Source organism: Bradyrhizobium sp. 87 (assembly GCF_023073015.1).
In the GTDB taxonomy this organism is placed as follows: Bacteria; Pseudomonadota; Alphaproteobacteria; order Rhizobiales; family Xanthobacteraceae; genus Bradyrhizobium; species Bradyrhizobium canariense_D.
On the sequence record NZ_JADPIQ010000018.1, the window covers coordinates 147,606 to 170,501 of the forward strand.

General features: G+C 64.8%; 24 protein-coding genes and 1 pseudogene. 14 read left to right on the forward strand and 11 right to left on the reverse strand.

Going from position 1 to position 22,896, the window contains the following annotated elements:
- The first annotated feature begins 211 nt into the window (after positions 1 to 211).
- On the forward strand, positions 212 to 856 hold the full coding sequence (locus tag IVB50_RS04200; protein ID WP_247294712.1) for a TetR/AcrR family transcriptional regulator: 645 nt from the start codon (positions 212 to 214) through the stop codon (positions 854 to 856).
- Positions 857 to 909: 53 nt separating this feature from the next.
- Positions 910 to 1,317, forward strand: coding sequence for a DUF4864 domain-containing protein (locus tag IVB50_RS04205; RefSeq protein ID WP_247294684.1), 408 nt, complete (start codon positions 910 to 912; stop codon positions 1,315 to 1,317).
- Here the strand turns inward: IVB50_RS04205 and IVB50_RS04210 are convergent.
- Complete coding sequence (locus tag IVB50_RS04210) at positions 1,314 to 2,579, reverse strand: MFS transporter (protein WP_026233006.1); 1,266 nt, start codon at positions 2,577 to 2,579, stop codon at positions 1,314 to 1,316. The genes IVB50_RS04205 and IVB50_RS04210 overlap by 4 nt on opposite strands.
- Before the next feature lie 176 nt (positions 2,580 to 2,755).
- On the opposite strand from IVB50_RS04210, the gene IVB50_RS04215 reads away from it, so the two are divergent.
- The 8 genes from IVB50_RS04215 to IVB50_RS04250 all read left to right on the forward strand — a co-directional run bounded on the left by IVB50_RS04215 (position 2,756) and on the right by IVB50_RS04250 (position 10,118).
- The gene (locus IVB50_RS04215) at positions 2,756 to 3,178 is read left to right on the forward strand and encodes a hypothetical protein (RefSeq protein ID WP_018455707.1); all 423 of its coding nucleotides are present in this window, start codon (positions 2,756 to 2,758) and stop codon (positions 3,176 to 3,178) included.
- 79 nt (positions 3,179 to 3,257) lie between these two features.
- Positions 3,258 to 3,542 (forward strand): hypothetical protein, encoded by a 285-nt coding sequence (locus IVB50_RS04220; protein ID WP_018455708.1) that lies wholly within the window; start codon positions 3,258 to 3,260, stop codon positions 3,540 to 3,542.
- Between the two features lie 9 nt (positions 3,543 to 3,551).
- Positions 3,552 to 4,973 (forward strand): TolC family protein, encoded by a 1,422-nt coding sequence (locus IVB50_RS04225; RefSeq protein WP_247294686.1) that lies wholly within the window; start codon positions 3,552 to 3,554, stop codon positions 4,971 to 4,973.
- 13 nt (positions 4,974 to 4,986) lie between these two features.
- A complete protein-coding gene (locus tag IVB50_RS04230) occupies positions 4,987 to 6,324 on the forward strand; it encodes a copper oxidase (RefSeq protein ID WP_247294688.1) in 1,338 nt (445 codons plus the stop codon).
- A gap of 35 nt (positions 6,325 to 6,359) precedes the next feature.
- A complete protein-coding gene (locus IVB50_RS04235) occupies positions 6,360 to 6,815 on the forward strand; it encodes a cupredoxin family protein (RefSeq protein ID WP_085383679.1) in 456 nt (151 codons plus the stop codon).
- 16 nt (positions 6,816 to 6,831) lie between these two features.
- Entirely contained in the window at positions 6,832 to 7,134 is a 303-nt protein-coding gene (locus IVB50_RS04240) for a copper-binding protein (protein ID WP_085357864.1), read from the forward strand.
- 346 nt (positions 7,135 to 7,480) lie between these two features.
- Positions 7,481 to 9,622, forward strand: a complete 2,142-nt coding sequence (gene flhA / locus IVB50_RS04245) for a flagellar biosynthesis protein FlhA (RefSeq protein WP_085383680.1) — start codon at positions 7,481 to 7,483, stop codon at positions 9,620 to 9,622.
- Between the two features lie 295 nt (positions 9,623 to 9,917).
- Positions 9,918 to 10,118 (forward strand): hypothetical protein, encoded by a 201-nt coding sequence (locus IVB50_RS04250; RefSeq protein WP_247294690.1) that lies wholly within the window; start codon positions 9,918 to 9,920, stop codon positions 10,116 to 10,118.
- 299 nt (positions 10,119 to 10,417) lie between these two features.
- On the opposite strand, the gene IVB50_RS04255 is transcribed toward IVB50_RS04250, so the two are convergent.
- The 6 genes from IVB50_RS04255 to fliI form a co-directional block, all read right to left on the reverse strand.
- A complete protein-coding gene (locus IVB50_RS04255; RefSeq protein ID WP_247294692.1) occupies positions 10,418 to 11,638 on the reverse strand; it encodes an FAD-dependent oxidoreductase in 1,221 nt (406 codons plus the stop codon).
- A gap of 141 nt (positions 11,639 to 11,779) precedes the next feature.
- The gene (locus tag IVB50_RS04260) at positions 11,780 to 12,739 is read right to left on the reverse strand and encodes an AraC family transcriptional regulator (protein WP_247294694.1); all 960 of its coding nucleotides are present in this window, start codon (positions 12,737 to 12,739) and stop codon (positions 11,780 to 11,782) included.
- A gap of 333 nt (positions 12,740 to 13,072) precedes the next feature.
- The gene (locus IVB50_RS04265) at positions 13,073 to 14,128 is read right to left on the reverse strand and encodes an anti-sigma factor (RefSeq protein ID WP_247294696.1); all 1,056 of its coding nucleotides are present in this window, start codon (positions 14,126 to 14,128) and stop codon (positions 13,073 to 13,075) included.
- Positions 14,129 to 14,179: 51 nt separating this feature from the next.
- Positions 14,180 to 14,725 (reverse strand): sigma-70 family RNA polymerase sigma factor, encoded by a 546-nt coding sequence (locus IVB50_RS04270; RefSeq protein ID WP_018455718.1) that lies wholly within the window; start codon positions 14,723 to 14,725, stop codon positions 14,180 to 14,182.
- 178 nt (positions 14,726 to 14,903) lie between these two features.
- Complete coding sequence (gene fliJ, locus IVB50_RS04275; RefSeq protein WP_007606301.1) at positions 14,904 to 15,323, reverse strand: flagellar export protein FliJ; 420 nt, start codon at positions 15,321 to 15,323, stop codon at positions 14,904 to 14,906.
- A 121-nt stretch (positions 15,324 to 15,444) separates the two neighbouring features.
- A complete protein-coding gene (gene fliI, locus IVB50_RS04280) occupies positions 15,445 to 16,770 on the reverse strand; it encodes a flagellar protein export ATPase FliI (RefSeq protein ID WP_018455719.1) in 1,326 nt (441 codons plus the stop codon).
- Between the two features lie 415 nt (positions 16,771 to 17,185).
- Between fliI and IVB50_RS04285 the strand changes: the two genes are divergently transcribed.
- The 4 genes from IVB50_RS04285 (at position 17,186) to IVB50_RS04300 (ending at position 20,014) form a co-directional block, all read left to right on the forward strand.
- Positions 17,186 to 17,887, forward strand: a complete 702-nt coding sequence (locus IVB50_RS04285) for a response regulator transcription factor (RefSeq protein ID WP_007600544.1) — start codon at positions 17,186 to 17,188, stop codon at positions 17,885 to 17,887.
- Positions 17,888 to 18,057: 170 nt separating this feature from the next.
- Positions 18,058 to 18,462 (forward strand): DUF350 domain-containing protein, encoded by a 405-nt coding sequence (locus IVB50_RS04290; protein WP_247294700.1) that lies wholly within the window; start codon positions 18,058 to 18,060, stop codon positions 18,460 to 18,462.
- A gap of 1 nt (position 18,463) precedes the next feature.
- Positions 18,464 to 18,850, forward strand: coding sequence for a hypothetical protein (locus IVB50_RS04295; protein WP_247294702.1), 387 nt, complete (start codon positions 18,464 to 18,466; stop codon positions 18,848 to 18,850).
- 3 nt (positions 18,851 to 18,853) lie between these two features.
- The gene (locus tag IVB50_RS04300) at positions 18,854 to 20,014 is read left to right on the forward strand and encodes a glutathionylspermidine synthase family protein (protein ID WP_247294704.1); all 1,161 of its coding nucleotides are present in this window, start codon (positions 18,854 to 18,856) and stop codon (positions 20,012 to 20,014) included.
- 173 nt (positions 20,015 to 20,187) lie between these two features.
- Here the strand turns inward: IVB50_RS04300 and IVB50_RS04305 are convergent, their stop codons facing one another.
- The 4 genes and pseudogenes from IVB50_RS04305 to IVB50_RS04320 form a co-directional block, all read right to left on the reverse strand.
- Positions 20,188 to 21,060, reverse strand: a complete 873-nt coding sequence (locus IVB50_RS04305) for a protein-glutamate O-methyltransferase CheR (protein ID WP_085357855.1) — start codon at positions 21,058 to 21,060, stop codon at positions 20,188 to 20,190.
- Positions 21,057 to 22,256 carry a chemotaxis response regulator protein-glutamate methylesterase gene (locus IVB50_RS04310; protein ID WP_247294705.1) on the reverse strand — a complete coding sequence of 400 codons (1,200 nt, stop codon included), beginning with the start codon at positions 22,254 to 22,256 and terminating at the stop codon, positions 21,057 to 21,059. Before IVB50_RS04310 ends, IVB50_RS04305 begins: the two co-directional genes overlap by 4 nt.
- A 75-nt stretch (positions 22,257 to 22,331) precedes the next feature.
- Positions 22,332 to 22,697 (reverse strand): response regulator, encoded by a 366-nt coding sequence (locus IVB50_RS04315; RefSeq protein ID WP_007600538.1) that lies wholly within the window; start codon positions 22,695 to 22,697, stop codon positions 22,332 to 22,334.
- 72 nt (positions 22,698 to 22,769) lie between these two features.
- A pseudogene (locus IVB50_RS04320) lies at positions 22,770 to 22,896 on the reverse strand (chemotaxis protein CheW); the annotation flags it as partial.

The following is a 22,896-nucleotide window of genomic DNA, read 5'->3' on the forward strand; positions in this document are numbered from 1 at the left end:
TGATCGCGCAGCGCGCCACCGCCGTGGCCGCCGTCGATATGCGCCCCCCGAACATCATCCGGGGCAACGACTTCAGCGAAGATACGGAGGCAGCCTCCGCTTAACAAGGGCCGGCGGGAAATATTTGGAATTCGTCAAAAGCCCGTGCGCATCAGCGCGATGCAGCCCCGTAAGGGTTCAATCTAACCAATTCGTGATCTACATTGCGTGGATGGACGACCACACCACCGACCAGACCCGCAAGCCCCGTGCCGATGCCGTGCGCAATCGCGAGCGCGTGCTCGAGGCGGCCAAGGCCGTGTTCAACGCGGGTGGTCCGGAGGCGAGCCTGGAGGCGGTGGCAAAACGCGCCGGCGTTGGCATCGGCACGCTCTATCGGCATTTCCCGACCCGCGAGGATTTGTTCGAGGCGGTGTACCGGCGCGAGGTCGAGCAGCTCAGCGAGCTCGCCGAGCAGTTGAAGAACGCCAGTGACCCGGTCGACGCGCTCAGGCGCTGGCTGCGCTCAGGAGTCGAATTCGTTGCCACCAAGAAGGGCATGGTGGCAGCCTTGGCACTCGCGGTGCAGAGCGGGTCGGAGTTGCATGCCTTTTCCTTTGAGCGCCTGACCAAGGCGATCGGCTCGCTGCTCGATCGCGCAGCCGCGGCCGGCGCGATGCGCGCGGACGTCAGTCCCGAGGACTTGCTGCGCGCGTTCTTTGGCATGTGCTACATGCACGACCAGCCCGGCTGGCAATCCTCGGTGCTGCGGATGCTCGACGTGTTCGTTGACGGTTTGCGGGTGCAGCCTGCCATGAAAGCCAAGGTCCGCGCGTCCGCCAAGCCTGCGAAGCCGGCTGCAAAGCGGAAGCGATAGCCCTCGAGATGTGCTAGGATCGGCGCCGCCGGGATTTCAACGCGGAGCTTGTCATGCGCATCGCCGCCTTGCTGGTCTTTCTCAGTGTCGCCTTCGGTCCCATCTCAGCGCGCGCCGACGATGTCGCGACGGCACAGAGTATCATCCGCGCCCAGGAGCAGGCATTCGGCCGTGACGACGCGCGCGGGGCCTATTCCTACGCCGCTCCTGCGATCCAGGAGATCTTCCCCGCGCCCGACATCTTCATGTCCATGGTGCAAAACGGCTATCCGCCGGTGTACCGGCACAAGAGCTTTGAATTTGGCGGCAGCAAGAGCGAGGGCAGCCGGATTGCCCAGCACGTCCATATCATCGATGCCAATGGCGAGGCCTGGGAAGCGCTCTACACGCTGGAGCAGCAACCGGACGGCAGCTACAAGATCACGGGTTGTTCGCTGCTGAAGGTGGGACAGGCAGTCTAGGTCGCAAAACCCGGACCGGTCCTGACTGCATTGATCCGCGAGCGGATCAGCAGCGTCAAGACGATGCCGATATTGAGCGCGTTCCACGCCACGCCGTTGGCGAACGCCGCCGCGTAGGAACCTGTCGCGTCGAAGATGACGCCCGAGACCCAGCCGCCGAAGGACATGCCGAACACGGACGCGAAGATCACGATGCCGACGCGGGTTGCGGCCTCGCTCGCCGGCATCGCCTCGCGTACGATGATGGCATAGCTCGGAACGATCCCGCCCTGGAACAGGCCGAACATCGCTGAGATCAAATAGAGCGAGGTCAGGCCGTCGAAGAACAGATAGAACACGAGTGCGAAGCCTTGCGCCACCGCACCGATCAGCAGTGTGGGGATGCCGCCGATCTTGTCGGCGAGGTAGCCCGAGCCGATCCGGCTGACGATGCCGCAGGCCATCATCAGCGACAGCATCTCGGCGCCGCGCGCCACGCCATATCCGAGATCGCCGCAATAGGCGACGATATGCACCTGCGGCATTGCCATGGCGACGCAGCAGGAAATGCTGGCGATCGAGAGCAGCACCGTCAGCGTGTTGGTCGAGAGCTTGAGGTCGACCCGCGGCGGCGCTGCATTGGCATGATCGTGAACCTTGTCGTCGCCCATCTGCGCGCGCAGGACCAGCACCAGGATGGTCATCAGGCTGACGCAGACGAGGCCGATGCCGATATGAGTGAAGCGCCAGCCGATCGTCTGCATGCCCGTGCTCACGAGCGGCGGCCACATCGTGCCGGCGACATAATTGCCGCTGGCGACGATCGTCACGGCCAGGCCGCGATAGCGCTCGAACCAGTGCGAGGCCTCCGCCATCAGCGGCGCAAAGGTCGCCGACGTGCCGAGCCCGATCAGGAAATACGCCGCCACGAACTGCCAGAGCTGGGTCGACAGACCCGCCAGCACATTGGCGACCCCGAGGAAGGCAATGCTGATCGCCATAGCCGCCACGATGCCGAAGCGGTCGGTGATCCTGCCGGCGATGACGCCGCCAAGCCCGAAACCGAACATCATCAGGGTGAAAGCCAGCGACACCGCGCCGCGCGTGGCGGAGAATTCGGCTTGCACCGCGGGAATCATGACGACGATCGCCCACATGCCGACGCCGCCGATCGAGCCGATCAGAAGCGCAATGACGAGGCGCATCCAGGCCTGACGCGAATCAGGGGTGAATGCTTCGGGTGTTTGTCCTGACTGATTTGGTGCGTGCACGGGCGGGACCATGGCCCGCGGATCACCACAGGGTCAACCATTGTGGCGCGATATTGGGCATGCACGGTGCACTGCGGTAAGATGGAGCTTGGCGAACGCGCGTTTTGTCATTATTTTGCAAATCAGCGCATGCAACACGGCGGCGCGGAGAGCATGTCGGCGGAATGTTGCTGCGATTGACACGATCGATGCGGATCAAGGTGGGGCGCTTCATTGCCTTCGCCTATCTGTTCTGCGTGATCGCGCCGGCCGCAAGCCTCGCCTGGGGTAGCGCTCCAGCACCGTGCCTCGACGACGCGCTTCTCGCCGACCGCGTGCCGGTGCATCACCAGATGCAGGCCGGCCACACGCATGACGGCGCCTCGCATGACCACGCCAGGCCGCATGCGCATCATCAGGGCGCCGCGCAGGACGCGCCCCCCACCCCTCATCATCACGGCGGCAAGGGTACGGCGGGACCGTGCTGCGCGATGATGTGCGTGAGCGCGCTGCCGGCCGACCTGCCCAGCGTCGCAAAGTCGCTTCAGCCGGTTTCCGCCTGCTCGCCCGAGATCGTGGCCAGCCTGCACAGCGCGGCGCCGCCCCTGCACTACCGCCCTCCGATCGCCTGATCTGACGCGCGACGACGTCAGGCCGAGCGCGCATCCGCGCGCGCGCACCTGTGGTCTCCAGACAGATCAGGGATGACTCATGCTTACGCTTTCCGGGGCGAAGTCCGCCGCTGCATCCGCGGCGCGGGGACGACACTTTCGATTCAATTGGCCGCTGCTGGCCGCGACGGCCTTGGCGTTGTCCGGCTGCATGCCGGCAACGATACAAGTCGCTGGCGCTGATCCTGCCGATCCCGCGGCCAAGATCGCGCGCGCCGGCTATCGTTCGACGATTGCGCCCTACACCAGCCTGCGGCCCGCGACGCCGGCACCATGGCGCGAGCGCAACGAGAGCGTCGCGCCGCAGCTCAAGCAAGACCGGTAGGAGCGCGCCATGACACATCGTCTCGCGCTAAGCCTGCTCGGTCTCACCTCGTTTGGACTTGCAGGCTGCGCCGCCTTCTCGCCCGACAGCGGCATGAAGGCCGTCTCGGAACTGACGAGCCAGACCATCAACAAGGATGTCGCCTTTGTGCGAACAACCGAAGGAGCCGGCGCGGTCGACGCGCGCGGTCGCCAGCTGCTGTCGCGAACACTCAGCATCGAGACCGCCGTGCAGATCGCACTGCTCAACAACAAGGGGCTTCAGGCCGCTTATAACGAGCTGGCGCTGGCCGAGACCGATCTCGTCGAGCAGAGCCTGCCGCCCAATCCCGTGTTCTCGGTCTCCCGGATCTCGGGCAACGGCGCCAGCGAAATCGAGCGTCAAATTGTCGGCGACATCCTCGCGCTCGCCACCCTGCCGTTCCGCTCGGAAATCGCCCGCGACCGTTTCCGCCAGGCGCAATTGCGCGCAAGCCTGGCGACGTTGCGGCTTGCCGCCGATGTCCGCCGCGCTTATTGGCGCGCCGTTGGCGGCAACGAGATGGTGGCGTTGCTGACGGATGCGAAGGCGACGGCGGAATCAACCGCGCAGCTCGCGGTCAAGCTCGGCGAAACTGGCTCGATCAACAAGCTCGATCAGGCCCGAGAACAGGTGTTTTACGCCGAAACCACCGCCGACCTCGCCACCGCGCGACAGACGGCGACGAGCGCGCGCGAAAAGCTGGCGCGCCTGATGGGGCTGTGGGACGGCGGCCTCGACTTCCGGCTGCCCAATCAACTGCCGCCGCTGCCACGCCGGCCGCAGGCTTTGCCGTCGATCGAAGCCGACGCGGTCGCCCATCGCATCGACCTGCAGATCGCGCGGCTCGAGCTGAGCGCGCTCGCAAAGTCGCTGAACCTCACGGAGGCGACGCGCTTCGTGACCCTGCTCGATCTCGCCGGCATCTCCCGCCGCACCCGGGATCCGGAAGGCGCGCCGTTCCGCGAGCGCGGCTTCGACGTGCAGTTCCAGATCCCGATCTTCGACGGCGGCGAGGTGCGGGTGCGGCAGGCGGCGGAGACCTACAATTTCGCCTTCAACCGGCTGACCGAGCGCGCCGTGAATGTACGCTCCGAGGCACGCGATGCTTATCGGGTCTATCGCTCCGGCTACGACATCGCCAGCCATTATCAGCGCGAGATCATCCCCTTGCGAAAAATCATCACCGAGGAGATGCAGCTCCGCTTCTCCAGCATGCAGGTCGATATCTTCGCGCTGCTCACCGAGGCGCGGCAGCGGCTCGCGTCGCTGCGCGGTGCAATCGATGCCAGGCAAAGATTTTTCCTTGCCCAATCCGACTTGCAGACCGCCGTCAATGGCGGCGGCGCGCCTGCTGACGGCGACAATTCAACCACTCTCGCCGCGGCAGCGCCTGCCGATGGCGGTCACTGACATGGAGGCCAACATGTTTTCCCGCCGAGGATTTTTGGGTAGCGCCGCGCTCGCCGGCGCATCCGTCGTCAGCGGCCGCGCCCAGGCCGCCTCGATTCCGGAAGCCCCGCACATGGACAAGGTCGTGATGCAGCCGCCGCTGCACCCCGTCAGCGGGCCGGACTATCGACCCGTCGTCACGCTGAACGGCTGGTCGCTGCCGTTCCGGATGAACGGCGACTGGAAGGAATTCCATCTCGTTGCCGAGCCCGTGGTGCGCGAATTCGCCGAGGGCATGAAGGTGAATTTGTGGGGCTATAACGGCCAGTCACCGGGCCCGACGATCGAGGCCGTCGAGGGCGACAAGGTCCGCATCTTCGTGACCAACAGGCTGCCCGAATACACCACCGTGCACTGGCACGGCATGATCATTCCCAGCGGCATGGACGGTGTCGGCGGACTTACCCAGCCGCACATCCAGCCGGGAAAAACCTTCGTCTACGAGTTCGAGATGAGGAAGAGCGGGACCTTCATGTACCATCCGCATTCGGACGAGATGGTGCAGATGGCGATGGGCATGATGGGCATGGTCGTCGTGCATCCGCGCGACCCGAGCTTTCGGGCCGTGGACCGCGACTTCGTCTTCGTCATGAGCACCTATCGCGTCGATCCCGGCACTTATCTGCCGAAGGTCAACGAGATGACCGACTTCAACATGTGGACCTGGAATGCGCGGGTGTTTCCCGGCATCGATCCGCTGCCGGTCAGGCTCGGCGACAAGGTGCGCGTGCGCATCGGCAATCTCAGCATGACCAACCATCCGATCCATTTGCACGGCCACAGCTTTGCGGTGACCTGCACCGACGGCGGCTGGATTCCGGAGAGCGCGCAATATCCGGAGACGACGACGGACGTACCGGTCGGCGCTGTCAGGGTGTTCGACGTGCTCGCCGACAACCCCGGCGACTGGGCGTTCCACTGCCACAAGTCGCATCACACCATGAATGCGATGGGACACGACATGCGCAATATGATCGGGGTGTCGCGCAAGGATCTCGTCAAGGCGGTCGGCAAGCTCGCGCCTGACGGCATGGCGATGGGCTCGACCGGCATGGCGATGGGCAACATGGAGATGCCCGCGCCCGACAACACGCTGCCGATGATGACCGGCACCGGTCAGTTCGGCCCGATCGAGATGGGCGGCATGTTCACGGTGATGAAGATCCGCGAAGGCCTCGCGCGGGACGATTATCGCGATCCCGGCCCCTACCAATTCCCGCAGGGCACCGTCGCCTACGAGGTCACGCCGCCGGCCCCGGAGCCCGTGCGGCAACAACCAGGCGGACCGCCGATGAAGAACATGAAGATGTGAGCGTTTCGATGAACCACCACCAACTGGAGCTACCAATGAAGACGACGATCAAGCTCGGTCTCGCGCTGGCCGCGCTTTCCACCGCGCCGGCCTTGGCCCACGACCAGCACGGGCACGGCACCTTTTCGGCCGGCGAGCCCGGCGATCCCAAAAAGCCCGCGCGCACCATCGAGATCCTGCTGAACGAGATGGACTATGCCCCCGCCAGGATCGAGGTCAAACGCGGCGAGCAGATTCGCTTCGTGCTGCGCAATGTCGGTAAGGAGGACCATGAATTCCTGCTCGCCACCACAAAGGAGAATCTCGCGCATGCGGTGGAGATGAAGAAGCACCCGCACATGGAGCATGACGATCCCAACGGGGTCAGGCTCGCGCCGAGCAAGACAGCCGAGATCCTCTGGAAGTTCAGCAAGGCCGGCACGTTCGAATTTTCCTGCCTGATTCCCGACCACCGCGACTACGGCATGGTCGGCCACGTCACCGTGAAGTAACGCAAGGGAGGCTCCCATGAACCGCATCATCCGTATCGCCGCCGCGCTGGCGCTGGCCGTCGGCCTTGCCACAGGTGCCCTGGCAGCCCAGGGCGCCGCGATCAGCGGCGAGGTCAAGAAGATCGACGAGGGCGCCGGCAAGATCACGCTCAAGCACGGGCCCGCGAAGAACCTCGGCATGGATGAACCCATGACCATGATCTACCGCGTCAAGGACCCGGCCGTGCTCAAGCAGGTGAAGGTCGGCGACAAGGTGACTTTCGAAGCCGAAGAGGCGACTTCGGGCTATACGGTGACCCGGATGGAGAAGGCGAAGTAGGGCCACTTCCTCCGTCCGCCGATATCGGCCCCAGACGCTTCCACAAATCATGGCCGGGCTCGTCCCGGCCATCCACGCCTTCGGCGGGACAAGCCGGGCATGACGACTGCTTGCCTGCCAGATGGCCGAAATACCCCGGTCAGCCCCCATGCCGCACCCTTTATTAACCCTTTGCTAACCATACACCCGGCAAGAATTGCCCAGTGGAGTCGAGTGTCGTCAGCCGCGTAGAACGGGAGCTCCCGTGGACGCCAGTGCGGTGCCTCACTTTCGGAACGGCGGCCCCTCGGCCGCCGCGCAGACATTTGGGGCGCGCGGACGGCAGTCGCGCGGAGGGGCAGCTACCATGGTCGACGTCACCGCAGGACAGGGCGTAGGCAGCACGAACGCCGGTTTCCCGACCCTTGCCGAAGTCGGCAACATCCTCAAGCGCGGCGATATCGCGCTCGCGCTCGGCGTTCTCACCATCCTGGTGGTGCTGATCCTTCCGCTGCCTGCGATAGTGCTGGACCTGTTCCTGGCGATTTCGATCACACTCTCGATCCTGATCCTGATGACGTCGCTGTTCATCCAGGCGCCGCTGGAATTCTCCGCTTTTCCGACCGTTCTGCTGATCTCGACCATGCTGCGGCTGTCGCTCAACATGGCCTCGACCCGCCTGATCCTGTCGCACGGGCACGAGGGCACGGATGCCGCCGGTCACGTCATCGAAGCCTTCGGCAGCTTCGTGATGGGCGGCAATTTCGTCATCGGCATCATCGTCTTCGCCATCCTGATCATCGTCAACTTCGTCGTCATCACCAAGGGTTCGGGCCGTATCGCCGAAGTCGCGGCACGCTTCCACCTCGACGCCATGCCCGGCAAGCAGATGGCGATCGACGCCGACCTCTCCGCCGGCCTGATCGACGAGACGGTCGCCAAGCAGCGGCGCAAGGATTTGGAGGACGAGAGCGGCTTCTTCGGCGCCATGGACGGTGCCTCCAAATTCGTCCGCGGCGATGCCATCGCCGGCCTCCTGATCGTCTTCATCAACGTCGTCGGCGGCATGATCATCGGCGTGGCGCAGCAGGGTCTGTCCTTTGCCGATGCCGGCCGCAGCTACACGCTGCTGACCGTCGGTGACGGCCTCGTCACCCAGGTGCCGGCGCTGATCGTTTCGACCGCGGCCGGCCTGCTCGTCTCCAAGGCCGGCGTGTCCGGCGCCGCCGACAAGGCGTTGATGAAGCAGTTCTCCGGATATCCGCAGGCGCTCGCGATGTCCGCGGCGGTCATGCTGGTGCTGGCGGCCCTGCCGGGCATCCCGACCCTTCCCTTCCTGGCGCTCGGCTCCGGCGCCGGTGCGCTCGCCTGGCACGCCCGCAACCGCAACCGGGCGACTGCCAGGGCTGAGGAAGTCGCGAAGACCGCACCTGCGCCGGGAACGCCGGGCGCAGCCGGCTCCGCTGCGGCGGAGGAGCCGATCTCCGCGGCGTTGAAGATCGACGATCTCAAGATCGAGCTCGGCTATGCCCTGCTGCCGCTGGTCAACGGCCCCGACGGCACCGATCGCCTCACCGAGCAGATCAAGGCGCTGCGCCGCTCGCTCGCGATCGAGATGGGTTTTGTGATGCCCGCCGTGCGCATCCTCGACAACGTCCAGCTCGAAGCCAACACCTACATCATCAAGATCAAGGAGGTCGACGCCGGCACCGGCAAGATCTGGCCGAACCAGTTCATGGTCATGGACCCCGGCGGCAGCCAGGTGCAGGTGCCCGGCATCCACACCACCGAGCCGACCTTCGGCCTGCCCGCGACCTGGGTCGATGCCAGCCTCAAGGAGGAGGCCTCGCTCAAGGGCTATACCGTCGTCGACGCCGCGACCGTGCTCTCGACCCACCTCACCGAGCTGCTCAAGGCCAACATGTCGGACCTGCTCTCCTATGGCGAGGTGCAGAAGCTGCTCAAGGAGCTGCCGAAGGAGCAGGGCGAGCTGGTCAAGGACATCGTGCCCGGACAGGTCACCGTCTCCGGCATCCAGCGCGTGCTGCAGCTGCTGCTCGCCGAGCGCATCTCGATCCGCGACCTCTCGACCATCCTCGAAGGCATCGCCGACTCGCTCGCCTTCTCGCGCAATCCGGCCACCATGGTCGAGCACGTCCGCGCCCGCCTGGCGCGGCAGATCTGTGCGCAGAACACCTCTTACAGCGGCTACCTGCCGCTGATCGCGCTGTCGGCCCGTTGGGAACAAGCCTTCGCCGAATCCATTATCGGCCAGGGCGAGGAGCGCAGCCTCGCGATGCAGCCCTCGAAGCTGTCGGAGTTCATGACCGGCGTGCGCGACGCCTTCGAGCGCGCGGCGCGTGAAGGCGAGGCCCCGGTGCTGGTCACCTCTGCGGCAATTCGTCCCTTCGTGCGTTCCCTGGTCGAGCGGTTCCGGGCCCAGACGACCGTGCTGTCGCAGGCTGAAATCCACCCCAGGGCGAGGTTGAAAACGGTCGGAAGCATCTGATTTGCCTTAAGAAGCCGTGTGTTTTTTGGCCACAGGCAAATGGTTTTTCAGGTTTTGGCGCCTTGCCGATCGACGGCGGGCAAGGCGCTTGGCAGACACATTACAGCTTTGAAACAATTGCTAAATTGCACGATCAAGGGTCGTTTTCTGATCGCGGCTTCTCACGTCCTGTCACGCCCTTGTGATCGCCTCTTGGGAACGAATCCCCCCAATACTAGGTTGTTGGGCACCGGAAGCATGAACCTGCCCAAGCACGCAGGCGACTACTTCGGGTAGATGGCGGCAGGAGCCTTCCATGAACCACTCGATTTACAGCGCAGATCGCTCGACCCACCTCAAGATCGTGGTTGTCGCGCTCGTTGCCGGCATCACGGTGGCGGGTCTCGGGATCACCGCGCGTACGAGTTCAGATGACGGCCTGACCCAGACCGCTCGCGTCATGAAGGCGGGCAAGCCGATCGCTATCACCAGCTCGAACGTTTCCCTCGTTCGCTAAGGAGATTTGAGTTTCAGGAATTCACGCGGCTCTTTATCAGCCCCCCAAAGTCGCCACGTGGATATGTAGACGACCCCAACCCCAAGTCGACTACAGAAAGCGCCCGCCCCCCACGGGCGCTTTCTCATGTCTGGGGTATGTCGTCACCGTGAGCGCACGCGCGTGCAGCTGCGTCATTGCGAGGAGCTCTTGCGACGAAGCAATCCAGAATCCCTCCGCGGAGACATTCTGGATTGCTTCGTTACGCTCGCAATGACGATGGAAAACGTACCGCCGTCATCCCGCAACAGGCACGGATACTACCGCGCCCCATACGTCGGCGGCGGCGCCTGCACGGTTGGGACTGCCGCAGCGAATAGCTCGTCCTTGCTGCCCGACAACGGCGGATAGATGCGCTTGCGGTTGATCGTCTGCTTGGTTGCCTTCGCGGCCGCGCCGGTGGCGCGGACTTCGCGGTCCCACCCTTCCGTATAGAGTGCGCCCCAGCCGCCGAGATCGAGCACGGTCACGTACCAGTCTATCCGCAGCGGCAGCATCGGCAGGCCCGCGAGATCGGCGACCACATTGTGGCCGGCGAAGCGGCCCATCGGACGCGCGAACTGGCAGGACATCACGGTCGGATGCAAGCCGTCGACCACGCTCGAGGCGACGTCGCCGGCCGCGAACACGCCGCCGGCATCCGCAACCCGCATCATGGGATCGACCAGAAGACGCCCGAGGCGATCGCGTGCGTCCGGAAAGCTTGCGGCCAAGGGGCTCGCGCGCATCCCGGCACACCAGATCACCGTCCGCGTCGGAATGAATTCGCCCGAGCTCAGACGCAGTCCGGCGGCCTCGACGGAGACGACGCGCACGCCGAGCCGCGTCTCGACGTCAAGCGAGGCCAACGCCGTCGCGATGACGGGACGCGCATGCGCGCCGATCGTGGCGCCCACCACCGGATTGGGATCGACCAGGATGATGCGGCGGCTGCCGGTAATGCCGGCGCGCGCCAGCCTGTCGGGCATCTCGGCCGCGACCTCGATGCCGGTGAAGCCGGCGCCGACCACGACGATCGTCGAGCGCCCCGGCGCGGGCACGCTGCGTCCGAGCGAGGTGAGATGATCCTCGAGGTGGCGCGCCGCTGAATAAGTGTCGACATCGAAAGCATGCTCGGCAATCCCGGGAATGTCGGGACGCATCACTTCGCTGCCGAGCGCCAGCACCAGCCGGTCATAAGCCAGCGTCTCGTCGCCGCCTCCCGTGACCAGCGAAATCTCGCGCCGTGCCGGATCGATGGCTTCGACCTCGCCGATCCCGTGACTGACGCCGATCGGATCGAGCAGCTGCGGCAGCGGAAGCGCGACCTCGCTGAGATCGGCCTCGTAATTGCGGACGCGGATGTTGTGGTAGGGATTGCGATCGATGACACGGATCTCGATGTCACGGCCGGCCGCGCCGATCTCCTCGCGCTTGCGTGCGGCACCGATGGCCGCCCACAGACCTGCAAACCCGGCGCCGAGCACGACGATACGCGCCATGTCCGTTGACTGCATTTCCCAAGAGAGCGACGACGAAGCGACGAACGATCAAGCTGTCTGACCGCGCAGACAAATATAGCTCATCCTGCCGGATGGACCAACTGCGGTGGTACCGGCGCGCCGCACAAATTCTCGGTCGGCTCAGGCCTCGCGCAGTTCCGACGGCGTCGCGGCAAAGCGCTTGCGGAAGGCGCGGTTGAAATAGGACAGATCGGAGAAGCCAGACGAATGCGCGATGTCGCTGATCTTGCGGGTCCTGGCGCGGGGATCGCTGAGCAGCTTGCGCGCCTGCAGCAGGCGCTGCTCCAACACGAATTCGGTGAAGGTCGTTCCGGCCTGCTCGAACAGGCGCTGTGCCTGACGCGGGCTCAGGCCGGAGCGCGTAGCAATCTCGGACAGGCAGAGATCGTTGCGGCCAAGCGCAGCCATCACGTCGGCGCGCATGAGATCGAGACGGGCCGCCGCATGACCTCGCCCGCGCGCGAGACTTGCATGTTCGGCGTCGGTGCCGAGCAGCAGGCCGACGAGATCGACCATGTGCTGCGCGGTGAGGCGCTGGCCGACGGCATCGAGATGCGGCGCATGATGGGCGGCAAGGGAGTGGTAGCGCAAGATCGTCTCGGCGAGCGCGCCGTCCGAGAGCACTTGCGACAGCTTGTCCTCGGCGCGCGGATGGATCTCGAGCAGCGCGCGGCGCGGCATGCGGATGGTGGTGAAGCGATCTTCCTCGGTGTGGCCGACGGTGCCGGTGATGCCCATGTCGACGAGCACCATTTGCGCGGGCGCAAGCTCCACGGCATGGCCGTTCTGCCCGACGCGGACGAGGCCCGCATGCGCGGCGATCAGGACGAGATCGTCGCTGCCGTCGGCAAGATGGCTCTGGGTGCGTGAATATTGCGCGGAGGCGCCTTCGGGAATGGCGAGCGCGATATTGTCGACCACGCTGACCTGGAGCCGGCAATCGATGCTATCGCCTCGGCTCGGCCCGATATCGAGGCCGCAGGCCCCGAAAGTCCGCTCGCGCCAATGCTCGAAGGCCGGGCCGTGTGGCAGCCCCGCATATTGGTGAATGAAGATGCCCGATGTTTTCGCTGCATCCATCTGATTTCTCGCCCCTCTCCGGCACCATGATTGGGGGGCGCCGACTGCAAATTCCGGGCATTTGACGCCGCGAAGCGCGGAGAGGTTCAAATCGAGGGCGGATTCGGCGGAATTTGTCGGAAGACGACGGCGGGACGGACCGTGGCGACAGAACCGATCAGGCATTGCCACCACGATGTTGAAGCGTCCAATGCCCCCGGTGTCGTCCTGGACAAGCGAACAGAGCGAGCGCCGATCCAGGACCCATTACCCCGAGATTGAGTGGTTGCTCACCCGTTGCAACAAGCTCTTGGGGCAATGGGTCCTGGCTTTCGCCAGGACGACAATGGAAACCTACTTCTTCGCGGGCGCCTGCGGCTGTGACGGCGGCACGGTTTCGATCAGCTTGCCGGAAAACACCGGCGCCGAGGTCGGCTGGCCGTTGGGCGAACCGCCCGCCTGCTCGAGCGTGACGGCGTAGGTCGCGCCGTTGACGACGTCGGCATCGTACGAGCCGAGCACCGGTCGTGCGGTGAAATCGCCGGCGCCGATCACGCCGAGCGAACGCGGACGCGGCAGCTTGTCGGAGATCAGCCAGAGCTCGAAACTCTTGCCGGGCTCCGGTGTCGCGCCCACTTTACGCACCGTAAAGTTCTTGGTCGCGCCGTCGATGGTGAGGATGAAGGCGGGACCTCCGCCCTGGCCCTGCAACAGGGCGACATATTGCGACGACGCCGGGAGCGGCGCCGGTGTCTTCACCTCGACGGTCTGGATGCGCGGTGCCGGTCGCAAGCCGCCCGGCAGCGCGTCGGGCAGGAAGATCTGAAGCGACAGCGTCACGAGCAGCGCGGCCGCGAGCGCGCCGACGGCGGATGCGATGGTGCGCCAGCGCTTCACGCGGCCCTCGAGCCGGATCACGTTGCTGTTGTCGGCAACCGGCGGCGGTGGCGCACGCGCGACCTCCGGGTCCGGCGCGTGGACCTGCGGCATGAATATCGGCACGACGTCGGGAATCGCATCGGTCTCAAGTCGCGCCGCGGCAGGCTGCTCCGCTTCAGGAGGCTGCGGCGCCGGCTGCATATTCTCCGACGGCACCTGCGGAGGCACGGTCTCGGGCGAGGAATATTCCGGCACAGGTGGCGGCGGCGCTGCGTCCGGCAGTGCTGGCGGATCCTGCGCAAAGCCCGTCCGCGCGAGCTCGGACCTGATGTTCTCCCACACGATCGGACGCGGCTCGATCGAGCCGACCATCTGGTTGAGGACGCCGAGCCGGAATGCCCACGCCTGCACGACATCGGCGAACGCCTTGTCCACCGCCATCATTGTCTCGACCTGCGCGCGCTCGCCGGCGTCGAGCGTGCCGAGCGCATATTCCGCGGCGAGCGCGATATGGTCCTCCGTATAGGCCATCACTTGCGGTCCAGACCCACCCTCACCGTATGAGCTCCCGTAGCCCGAATCTCATAGCCCGAGACATTCGCGAATATCCATCATGCTGCGCCGAAGCCACGTCTTCACCGTGTTGACGGGCGCCGCGAATTTCTCCGCCAATTGCTCGCGGCTCCAGCCGTTGTAATAGGCGAGAAGCACGAGCCTCTGACGGTCCGGCTCGAGCCGGCCGATACATTCCAGCAGCCGCTTCAATTCCTCGGTCATCTCCCTCCGCGCCAGCGGATCGGGGCTGTCGCTTGCGACTTCCATCGCCTGGGGCTCTTCCTCGATGGAGACTTCCGTCTTCTTGCGCACGATGTCGATGGCGCGGTTGCGCGCGATCGACGCCATCCATGTGATCGGCGACGCGAGAGCGGGATTGAACTGGCCGGCGCTGTTCCAGATCTTGACGTAGGTCTCCTGAATGACCTCCTCTGCGAGATCCTGTCGGCGCAAGATACGGAGCACGACGCCATAGAGTTTCGCGCGCGTGGCGACGTAGAGGCGCTCGAACGCGGCCTGATCGCCCTGCGCCATCGCCCCAATCAGCCCGACCAGCTCTGCTGGCGTCAGCATTCAGCCCCCCAATGCGCGGCCCGTCGCATTCCGCGCAGGCGCTGGCATTCCGCCACCATAGCGCGCGACAAAGCCGACCACCAAGGGGGCGCGGCGCCACACTGTGGACAGGGCATGCGAAAACCCGGACCTTGGGGTCCGGGTTCTGCAAATTCTCGCAGGTCTGGCGGCTAGCGTCTCAGGCGACGGCGCCCATGCGGGCACGCATCAGGCCGATGCTGTCGAGATCGGCCTGCTCGCGGGCGTTTTCCTCGGCGCGTTCGCGGGCCTGATCGCGCTCGTCAAGGAGCTCGACCTTCTTCAGCTCCTCGAAGGCTTCGGCCAGCGCAGCCTTGGCTTCGTCGAGCTGGCCCTTCAGCTCGTCGGCCGAGCGGGTCAGGTTCTCGCGACGCTGGATGGCAGCCTTGGCGTAGGTCGGATAGGCGAAGTGCGAGGGATCGTTGATCCCGGCGCGCTCCTGCTCGGTCGAGATCTCGCGTTCAAGATCGGTCGACATCCGCTGGAAGTCGGCGATCATGGTCTCGATCTGGGTGACCCGGCGGCGCTTCTCGTCGACCTGAAATTTCTTCAGGCGGATGAGTGTATCACGTGACTTCATCGACTCGTACTCCCCAGAAGTCCCTTGGCTGCACGTGGGACAACACCGGTCTCCCCACAGGCCCGACGGGGGCCAAGACCGGCTCTACTACTCTGTGGGATGGGATGATGACGGGACAAAGTTAGCGTTCCGTTTCCAAATCACCAAGGATTTGCGCCAACTGGCGGTAGCCGTCCGCCAGCGATGCATTTTCATCCTTGCGCTGGCGCAGGAAGGCCTCCAGCGGCTCGTGCAGGCGGATCGCCTCGTCGACCTCGGGGCTGGAGCCGGCGCGGTAGGCGCCCAGACGGATCAATTCTTCCATGTCGGCATAGGTCGCCATCACCGCCCGCGCCTTCTGGATGGTCGGCCAGAACTGCGGGTCGGCCGATTTCGGCATGGTGCGGGAGATGGATTTGAGGATGTTGATGGCGGGGTAGCGGCCGCGCTCGGCGATCGAGCGCTGCATCACGATGTGTCCGTCGAGGATGCCGCGGACGGCATCCGCAATCGGCTCGTTATGGTCATCGCCATCGACCAGCACCGTGAAGATCGCGGTGATGGCGCCCTCCCCGAGGCCCGGACCGGCGCGCTCCAGAAGCTTCGGCAGCTCGGTGAACACGGTCGGCGTGTAGCCCTTGGCGGTCGGCGGCTCGCCAGCGGACAGGCCGATCTCGCGCTGGGCCATGGCAAAGCGCGTCACCGAATCCATCAGGCAGAGGACGTCCTGCTCCTCGTCGCGAAAATACTCGGCGACCGCAAGCGTCAGATAGGCGGCCTGGCGGCGCATCAGCGCCGGCTCGTCGGAGGTCGCGACCACGACCACGGAACGGGCCAGGCCCTCCTCGCCAAGGTCGTCCTGCAAGAATTCCTGCACCTCACGGCCGCGTTCGCCGATCAGCCCGATGACGCTGACGGCGGCATCGACGTTGCGCGCAAGCATCGACAGCAGCACCGACTTGCCGACGCCGGAGCCTGCGAAGATGCCCATGCGCTGGCCGCGGCAACAGGTCAGAAAGGTGTTCATCGCGCGCACGCCGAGATCGAGCGGCGCGCCGACGCGCTTGCGCGAGTGCGCCGGCGGCGGCGAATTGCGGTACGGCATCGGCGCCGGGCCCTGCGGCAGCGGCCCCTTGCCGTCGATCGGCTCCCCCAGCGCATTGACGACGCGGCCGAGCCAGGCCGCGCAAGGCCGCACCTGATTTGCGGCATTGGCGATGACGGCCTTGCAGCCGCGCCGTACGCCGTCCAGACCGGCGAACGGCATCACGACGGCGTTGTTGCCGGAGAAGCCGATCACCTCGCAGGGGATGGAACGGTTGCCGCCGGTCTCGATCACGAGCCGCGCGCCGACCGACATCGCATGGATCGGACCGGCGACCTCGACCATCAGGCCGCGCACGCCGACCACACGGCCATAAATATTGATGCCGTCAATGTCGCCGATCTGTTCGGCAAGAGCCTTCACAAGAGGGCCTTCATGAGGTGATCGCCTTCATAATCCGGGGTTTCGTGGCGAGAACCTTAAGTTTCGCCATATTTCTGAACGGCGCTTAACTTCGTGTTTACCCGCATCGTTAATCATTGCGTCACTGTCTTTGTGACTGAGCGTGGCTCCCCTTCAGAAGAAGGCTGAGTCGCGGGAGTCGGTTAGGCCCGTCTCTTAAAGTGGAACTTGAACGCAACCGGATAACGAAAGCTGCTTCGCACACAAGACCTTAGGGCGATTCGACGAAAATTGCATCTACAGGGCTTGCGTTCCAGAATCAGAATTTGTTAACCATCTGTTGTCAGGATCCGAATCAGTTGTTCAAAGGCGTTTTGTTGTGTGCCGCGAATGCGGCCGACCTGACGCCCAGGAGCGGCGACTATGGGGAACTGGCATGCGCGTTTTGCTGATTGAAGATGACAGCGCCGTCGCGCAGTCGATCGAGCTGATGTTGAAGTCTGAGAGCTTCAACGTCTACACGACCGATTTGGGGGAAGAAGGCGTCGATCTCGGTAAATTATACGATTACGACATTATCCTTCTCGACCTCAACCTGCCCGACATGTCCGGCTACGACGTGCTCAAGCAGCTTCGGGTCTCCAAGATCAAGACACCCATTCTGATCCTCTCCGGCCTCGCCGGCATCGAGGACAAGGTCAAGGGTCTCGGCGTCGGCGCCGACGACTACATGACCAAGCCCTTCCACAAGGACGAGCTGGTTGCCCGCATCCACGCGATCGTGCGCCGCTCCAAGGGCCATGCCCAGTCGGTGATCCAGACCGGCGACCTCGTCGTCAACCTCGACACCAAGACCGTGGAAGTCGGCGGCCAGCGCGTGCATCTGACCGGCAAGGAATACCAGATGCTGGAGCTGCTCTCGCTCCGCAAGGGCACGACCCTCACCAAGGAAATGTTCCTCAACCACCTCTATGGCGGCATGGACGAGCCCGAGCTGAAGATCATCGACGTCTTCATCTGCAAGCTCCGCAAGAAGCTCGCGAATGCCTCCGAAGGCCGCAACTTCATCGAGACCGTGTGGGGCCGCGGCTACGTGCTGCGCGAGCCGCATGAGGTCGAAGAGCGCATCCCCGCCTGATCCTGGGTTTTACCCGCGAGCCCTTCGGGGCTTGCTCCTCCCAGCCTGGACCCCGCCGCAAATGGCGGGGTTTTGTTTTTTGGGGACGCGAACGGGGCCTCATCGTCCTTGCGCCGTTGAACCGCTATCCTTCCCCCGCCGACGAATGGTCGCTGCACGATGGGGGAACGATGATCCTGCAATCACTGACCGGCCTGCCCGCCTTCCTGGTCTATTTCTGCACCGGGCTGATCGCGATCGTGGCGTACCTGTTCGTCTACACCCGCATCACGACGCATAACGAATTCCAGCTGATCCGCGACAACGATCCGGCTGCGGCGATCGCACTCGGCCTCAGCCTGCTCGGCTTCGTGGCGCCGCTGGTCAGCGCGATCGCGCATTCGGCCAATGTGCTGGACTGCCTGATCTGGGCGATGATCGCGCTGATCGTCCAGATCGTCGTGTTCTTCCTGGTGAGAGTGCCGGTGCCGAACCTGTCGGCGCGGATTGCCGCCGGCGAACTTGCAGCTGCCATCTGGCTCGGGCTGTCCTCGCTCGCCGCAGGCCTGCTCAATGCCGCCTGCATGATCTACTGACATGGCCGGCAAGCCCTCCAAAAAGGAGTTCGGCAAGCGCCGGCCGGCGGCCGGACCGCCGCCTGCACAACAGCCGGTGAAGCGCTCCCGCCATGTCGCGCTGCTGGTGATGGGCACGATCGCGGTCGGCACCACCGCCTACACGCTGATGCCGCGGCAGAATTGCGAGCCCTCTCCTGCCGGCACGGACCCGGCGGTGCAAGCGAGCACCTCGTGCAGCAGCAGCCGCAGCTCCTCCAGCGGCGGCGGCAGTTCGTCGCGATCGAGTTTCTTCAGCAGCGACTCCTCGAGCCATTCCTCGTCCGGAACGTCGTCCGATTCAGGCTCCGGCGGCGTGAGCCGCGGCGGCTTCGGCTCGTTTGGCCATGGCTTCTCCGGCGGCGGCTGACCCATGCAACGCATCGTCTGCCCCGAGCGCGACGACTGGCGGCAGACCGCCGAACAATGCGGCTTCGCCTTCCACACCATCGACGGTGAGCGCTATTGGGACGAGCGCGCCTATTACGCCTTCACGCTCGACGAGATCGAGCGTGGCATCGAGGCGCCGACCGGCGAGATCGACGCGATGTGCCTGGAGCTCGCCGGCCGCGTGATCGGCGACGAGCGCCATCTGCAGCGCTTGAAGATACCGGAGGCGTTCTGGAGCCTGATCGCCGAGAGCTGGGCACGAGACGACCGCAGCCTCTATGGCCGGCTCGATCTGAAATTCGACGGCAAGGGACCGGCAAAGCTGCTCGAATACAACGCGGATACGCCGACCTCGATTTTCGAAGCCGCGGTCTTTCAATGGACCTGGCTCGAACAGGCGATCGAACGGCGCATCATCCCGTCGCGGGCCGACCAGTTCAACTCCATCCACGAACGATTGATCGAAGCCTGGAAGCAGATTGCCGCTAGCCGCCACGTCCATCTCACCGGCACCACGGGCAATGAGGAGGACGCCGGCACGCTCGCTTATCTCGAAGATACCGCGCGCCAGGCGGGACTGACGACCACGCTACTCGACATCGAGGCGATCGGCTGGCGCAATGATACCGGCGGCTTCGTCGATCTCGGCGACCGCGACATCACGCTCGCCTTCAAGCTCTATCCCTGGGAATGGATGTTCCACGACAGCTTCGGCGCAAAGCTCAGGGACGCACAGACACGCTGGATCGAACCGCCGTGGAAGGCGGTGCTCTCCAACAAGGGCATCCTGCCGCTGCTATGGGAGATGTTTCCGAACCATCCCAATCTGCTACCGGCGTTCTTCGAGGACGATCCGCAGGCAGCCGAGCTCGGCAGCTCCTATGTGCGCAAGCCGCTGCTGTCGCGCGAAGGGGCCAATGTCACGCTGGTGTCTGGTGGAATGCCGCTCGACGAGCAGGCAGGCCCCTACGGCGCCGAAGGATTCGTGCGGCAGGCGCTCGCGCCGCTGCCGAATTTTTCCGGCTTCTATCCCGTGATCGGAAGCTGGCTGGTGGATCACGAACCCTGCGGCCTGTCGATCCGCGAGGACGAAAGCCCGATCACCGGCAACGGCTCGCGGTTTCTGCCGCATGCGATCTTGTGAGGTGCGCTCTTCATTCCTTCTCCCGTTGTGGGAGAAGGTGGCGCGAAGCGCCGGATGAGGGGTTCTATCCGCGAGTTCAAGTGTCGGTGGGCTCGCGGATAGAACCCCTCACCCGTCTCGCCGCTACGCGGCGAGCCACCCTCTCCCGCAAGGGGAGAGGGGAAGAACGCATCTCAACGCGCCGCTGCTACCTTCAATGACGGCGGCATCAGTCCACCCATCGGGCGGCCGGAACGCGTCGGATTGAGCTGATAGAGGCCACGACGATCGGCGATCGGGCGGAACGCGTCGGTAATTCCGACGACGGATTCGGCGGCGCCCAACAGCAGCGTGCCGTCGGCTTCCAAAACCTTCGCCATGCGCTCGAAGATCACGGCCTTGGTGTCCTGGTCGAAATAGATCAGCACATTGCGGCAGAAGATCACGTCGAACGTGCCGAGATGGGAGAAGTCCTGCAACAGATTGAGCTGGCGGAACTGCACCATCGCGCGAATGTCGGCATTGAGCTGCCAGACTTCGCCCGCTTGCGTGAAGTATTTCATCAGGTGCTGGATCGGCAGGCCGCGCTGCACCTCGAACTGGCTGTAGACGCCGGCCTTGGATTTCTCCAGCACCTCCTGCGACAGATCGGTGGCGACGATCTCGATGCGCCAGCCGGCGAAGGCTGCGCCCATCTCCTTCACGCACATTGCAATCGAATACGGCTCCTGTCCCGTCGACGACGCCGCCGACCAGATGCGCAGCGACTTGCGCGCCGCGCGCGCCCGAAGCAGTCCCGGCAGGATCGTTTCGCGCAAGTGATCGAACGGGATCTTGTCGCGGTAGAAGAAAGTCTCGTTGGTGGTCATCGCCTCGACCACGTCGCTTGCAAGCCGTCCGTCGCCATTCCTGATCTTCAGCACGAGATCGGGAATCCCGGCGAGGCTCGCCTTGCGGGCCAGCGGCAGCAGCCGGCTCTCGACCAGATACTGCTTGTCCGGGGAGAGATCGAGGCCGGAGCGCTCTTTCAGGAATTTGCGCAGATAGTCGTAGTCAACCGGCGTCACGAGCGGTCTCCCGCGAACAGGCGATTGACCCGGGCACCGATCTGGTTGAGCGGCAGGATCGCCGCACAGATGCCGGCATTGGCCGCTGCGCCCGGCATGCCCCAGACCACGCTGGAAGCTTCGTCCTGCGCGATCACGCTGCCGCCGGCGGCGACGATGTCCTTGCCGCCGCGCATGCCGTCCGAGCCCATGCCCGTCAGGATCACGGAGAGGATGGCGCCATGCCAGATGTCGATGGCGGACGTGAACAGCGGATCGACCGCGGGCTTGCAGAAATTGACGGCGGGACCGTCGTCGAGCGCGATCGCCACGTCGGCGCCGCTACGCACGACGCGCATGTGCTTGCCGCCCGGCGCAAGATAGATGCGGCCCGGCTTCACCGGCTCGCCATCCACCGCCTCGGCCGCCGGCTTGCGGCTCGTGCGTGCCAGATGCTCCGCGAGAATGGTGGTGAAGGTCGGCGGCATGTGCTGGGTGATCAGCACCGGGACGCGGTCGATCACGGGGCCAAGCTCGGCGACGAGCGCCATCAGGGCCTGAGGACCGCCGGTCGATGAGCCGATCAGCAGCACCCTCGGGGCTTGGGTCGAGAACGGACGCGTGGATAGCGGCGAGGACGACGACGCATGCAAAGCCGGAGCCGCCGCGGACGCGGCAGGCCGCGCGACAACCGGCCCACGTGTCGCCGGAGCCGGGCTTGCGGGCGCGAGCGGCGGGCTCGCAACCGCGGCCTTGCGGCGCAGCCGTGCGCCGAGGTGGCGGATTTTCTGGATCAGGTCGTGATGGAAGATGTCCGCAGCCGAAGCCTCGCGCGTCGATTCCGGCTTCGGAATGTAGTCGGCGGCGCCGAGCGACAACGCCTTGAAGCTGATCTCCGCGTTGCGGCGGGTCAGCGTCGAGGCCATGATGATGACGAGATCGCGCTTCTTCGCCAGAAGTTGCGGCAGCGCCGAGATGCCGTCGAGCTCGGGCATTTCGATATCGAGCACGGCAACATCGGGATTGATGCGTTCGATCTGGTTGACCGCCTCGAGCCCGGTGCGCAGCGAGGCCGCGACCTCCATGTCGTGCTCGGCGCCGATCCAGCGCGAGATCAGACCGCGGATGACGACGGAGTCATCAACGACCATCACCCGCAACGGTCCGGCTTCCCGCGACGAGCCCGGGGTCGAATTACCTGCGAACGCAACACTCATTACTCACCAACTCAGACTGAAACGGTCAGTTGAAAACAAACGCCGAAGGAGCCGTTCAGCCTCCAGGGCGGTCGCTCAGATAAGGCCGACTTCCTGGAATTTCGCCGTCACGATGTCCTTGTCGAAGGGCTTCATGATGTACTCGTTGGCGCCAGCGTGCAGCGCGCGCGCGATATGCGCGACGTCGTTCTCGGTGGTGCAGAACACCACCTTGGGCTGGTCGCCGCCGGGCATGCGCCGGAGATGGCCGAGGAACTCATAGCCGTCCATCACCGGCATGTTCCAGTCCAGCAGCACCGCATCGGGCAAGCCGCGCTTGCAGGCCTCCAGCGCCTTCTCACCGTCCTCGGCTTCGAGGATCTGGAAGTCGAGGCCCTCCAGGATCCGGCGCGCAACCTTGCGGATGACGCTGGAATCATCAACGACGAGACAAGTTCGCATGTGAACCTCTGCTTCCCCCCCTTTTGCGGGGGCACTTCCAATTGCAGGTACGTCGGCGGATGTGCCGGCGTATCAGGCCGCCATCATATCGGGCGCGAGCTCGAGGACGCGATCGACGTCGAGGACGACCATGAGCTGGCCGTCGAGACGGTGGACACCGCCGGCGAGCTTGGCCATGCGGGGGTCGAGATTGACGGGG

Coding starts and splice junctions, on each gene's coding strand:
- IVB50_RS04310 (WP_247294705.1), bottom strand. CDS start 22,256: ATGAGTGTTGCGTTCGCAGGTAATTCGACCCCGGGCTCGTCGCGGGAA.
- IVB50_RS04225 (WP_247294686.1), top strand. CDS start 3,552: ATGACACATCGTCTCGCGCTAAGCCTGCTCGGTCTCACCTCGTTTGGA.
- IVB50_RS04285 (WP_007600544.1), top strand. CDS start 17,186: ATGCGCGTTTTGCTGATTGAAGATGACAGCGCCGTCGCGCAGTCGATC.
- IVB50_RS04240 (WP_085357864.1), top strand. CDS start 6,832: ATGAACCGCATCATCCGTATCGCCGCCGCGCTGGCGCTGGCCGTCGGC.
- IVB50_RS04230 (WP_247294688.1), top strand. CDS start 4,987: ATGTTTTCCCGCCGAGGATTTTTGGGTAGCGCCGCGCTCGCCGGCGCA.
- IVB50_RS04200 (WP_247294712.1), top strand. CDS start 212: ATGGACGACCACACCACCGACCAGACCCGCAAGCCCCGTGCCGATGCC.
- IVB50_RS04255 (WP_247294692.1), bottom strand. CDS start 11,638: ATGGCGCGTATCGTCGTGCTCGGCGCCGGGTTTGCAGGTCTGTGGGCG.
- flhA (WP_085383680.1), top strand. CDS start 7,481: ATGGTCGACGTCACCGCAGGACAGGGCGTAGGCAGCACGAACGCCGGT.
- IVB50_RS04260 (WP_247294694.1), bottom strand. CDS start 12,739: ATGGATGCAGCGAAAACATCGGGCATCTTCATTCACCAATATGCGGGG.
- IVB50_RS04235 (WP_085383679.1), top strand. CDS start 6,360: ATGAAGACGACGATCAAGCTCGGTCTCGCGCTGGCCGCGCTTTCCACC.
- IVB50_RS04220 (WP_018455708.1), top strand. CDS start 3,258: ATGCTTACGCTTTCCGGGGCGAAGTCCGCCGCTGCATCCGCGGCGCGG.
- IVB50_RS04205 (WP_247294684.1), top strand. CDS start 910: ATGCGCATCGCCGCCTTGCTGGTCTTTCTCAGTGTCGCCTTCGGTCCC.
- IVB50_RS04270 (WP_018455718.1), bottom strand. CDS start 14,725: ATGCTGACGCCAGCAGAGCTGGTCGGGCTGATTGGGGCGATGGCGCAG.
- IVB50_RS04290 (WP_247294700.1), top strand. CDS start 18,058: ATGATCCTGCAATCACTGACCGGCCTGCCCGCCTTCCTGGTCTATTTC.
- IVB50_RS04250 (WP_247294690.1), top strand. CDS start 9,918: ATGAACCACTCGATTTACAGCGCAGATCGCTCGACCCACCTCAAGATC.
- IVB50_RS04300 (WP_247294704.1), top strand. CDS start 18,854: ATGCAACGCATCGTCTGCCCCGAGCGCGACGACTGGCGGCAGACCGCC.
- IVB50_RS04265 (WP_247294696.1), bottom strand. CDS start 14,128: ATGGCCTATACGGAGGACCATATCGCGCTCGCCGCGGAATATGCGCTC.
- fliJ (WP_007606301.1), bottom strand. CDS start 15,323: ATGAAGTCACGTGATACACTCATCCGCCTGAAGAAATTTCAGGTCGAC.
- IVB50_RS04315 (WP_007600538.1), bottom strand. CDS start 22,697: ATGCGAACTTGTCTCGTCGTTGATGATTCCAGCGTCATCCGCAAGGTT.
- IVB50_RS04210 (WP_026233006.1), bottom strand. CDS start 2,579: ATGGTCCCGCCCGTGCACGCACCAAATCAGTCAGGACAAACACCCGAA.
- IVB50_RS04295 (WP_247294702.1), top strand. CDS start 18,464: ATGGCCGGCAAGCCCTCCAAAAAGGAGTTCGGCAAGCGCCGGCCGGCG.
- IVB50_RS04215 (WP_018455707.1), top strand. CDS start 2,756: ATGCGGATCAAGGTGGGGCGCTTCATTGCCTTCGCCTATCTGTTCTGC.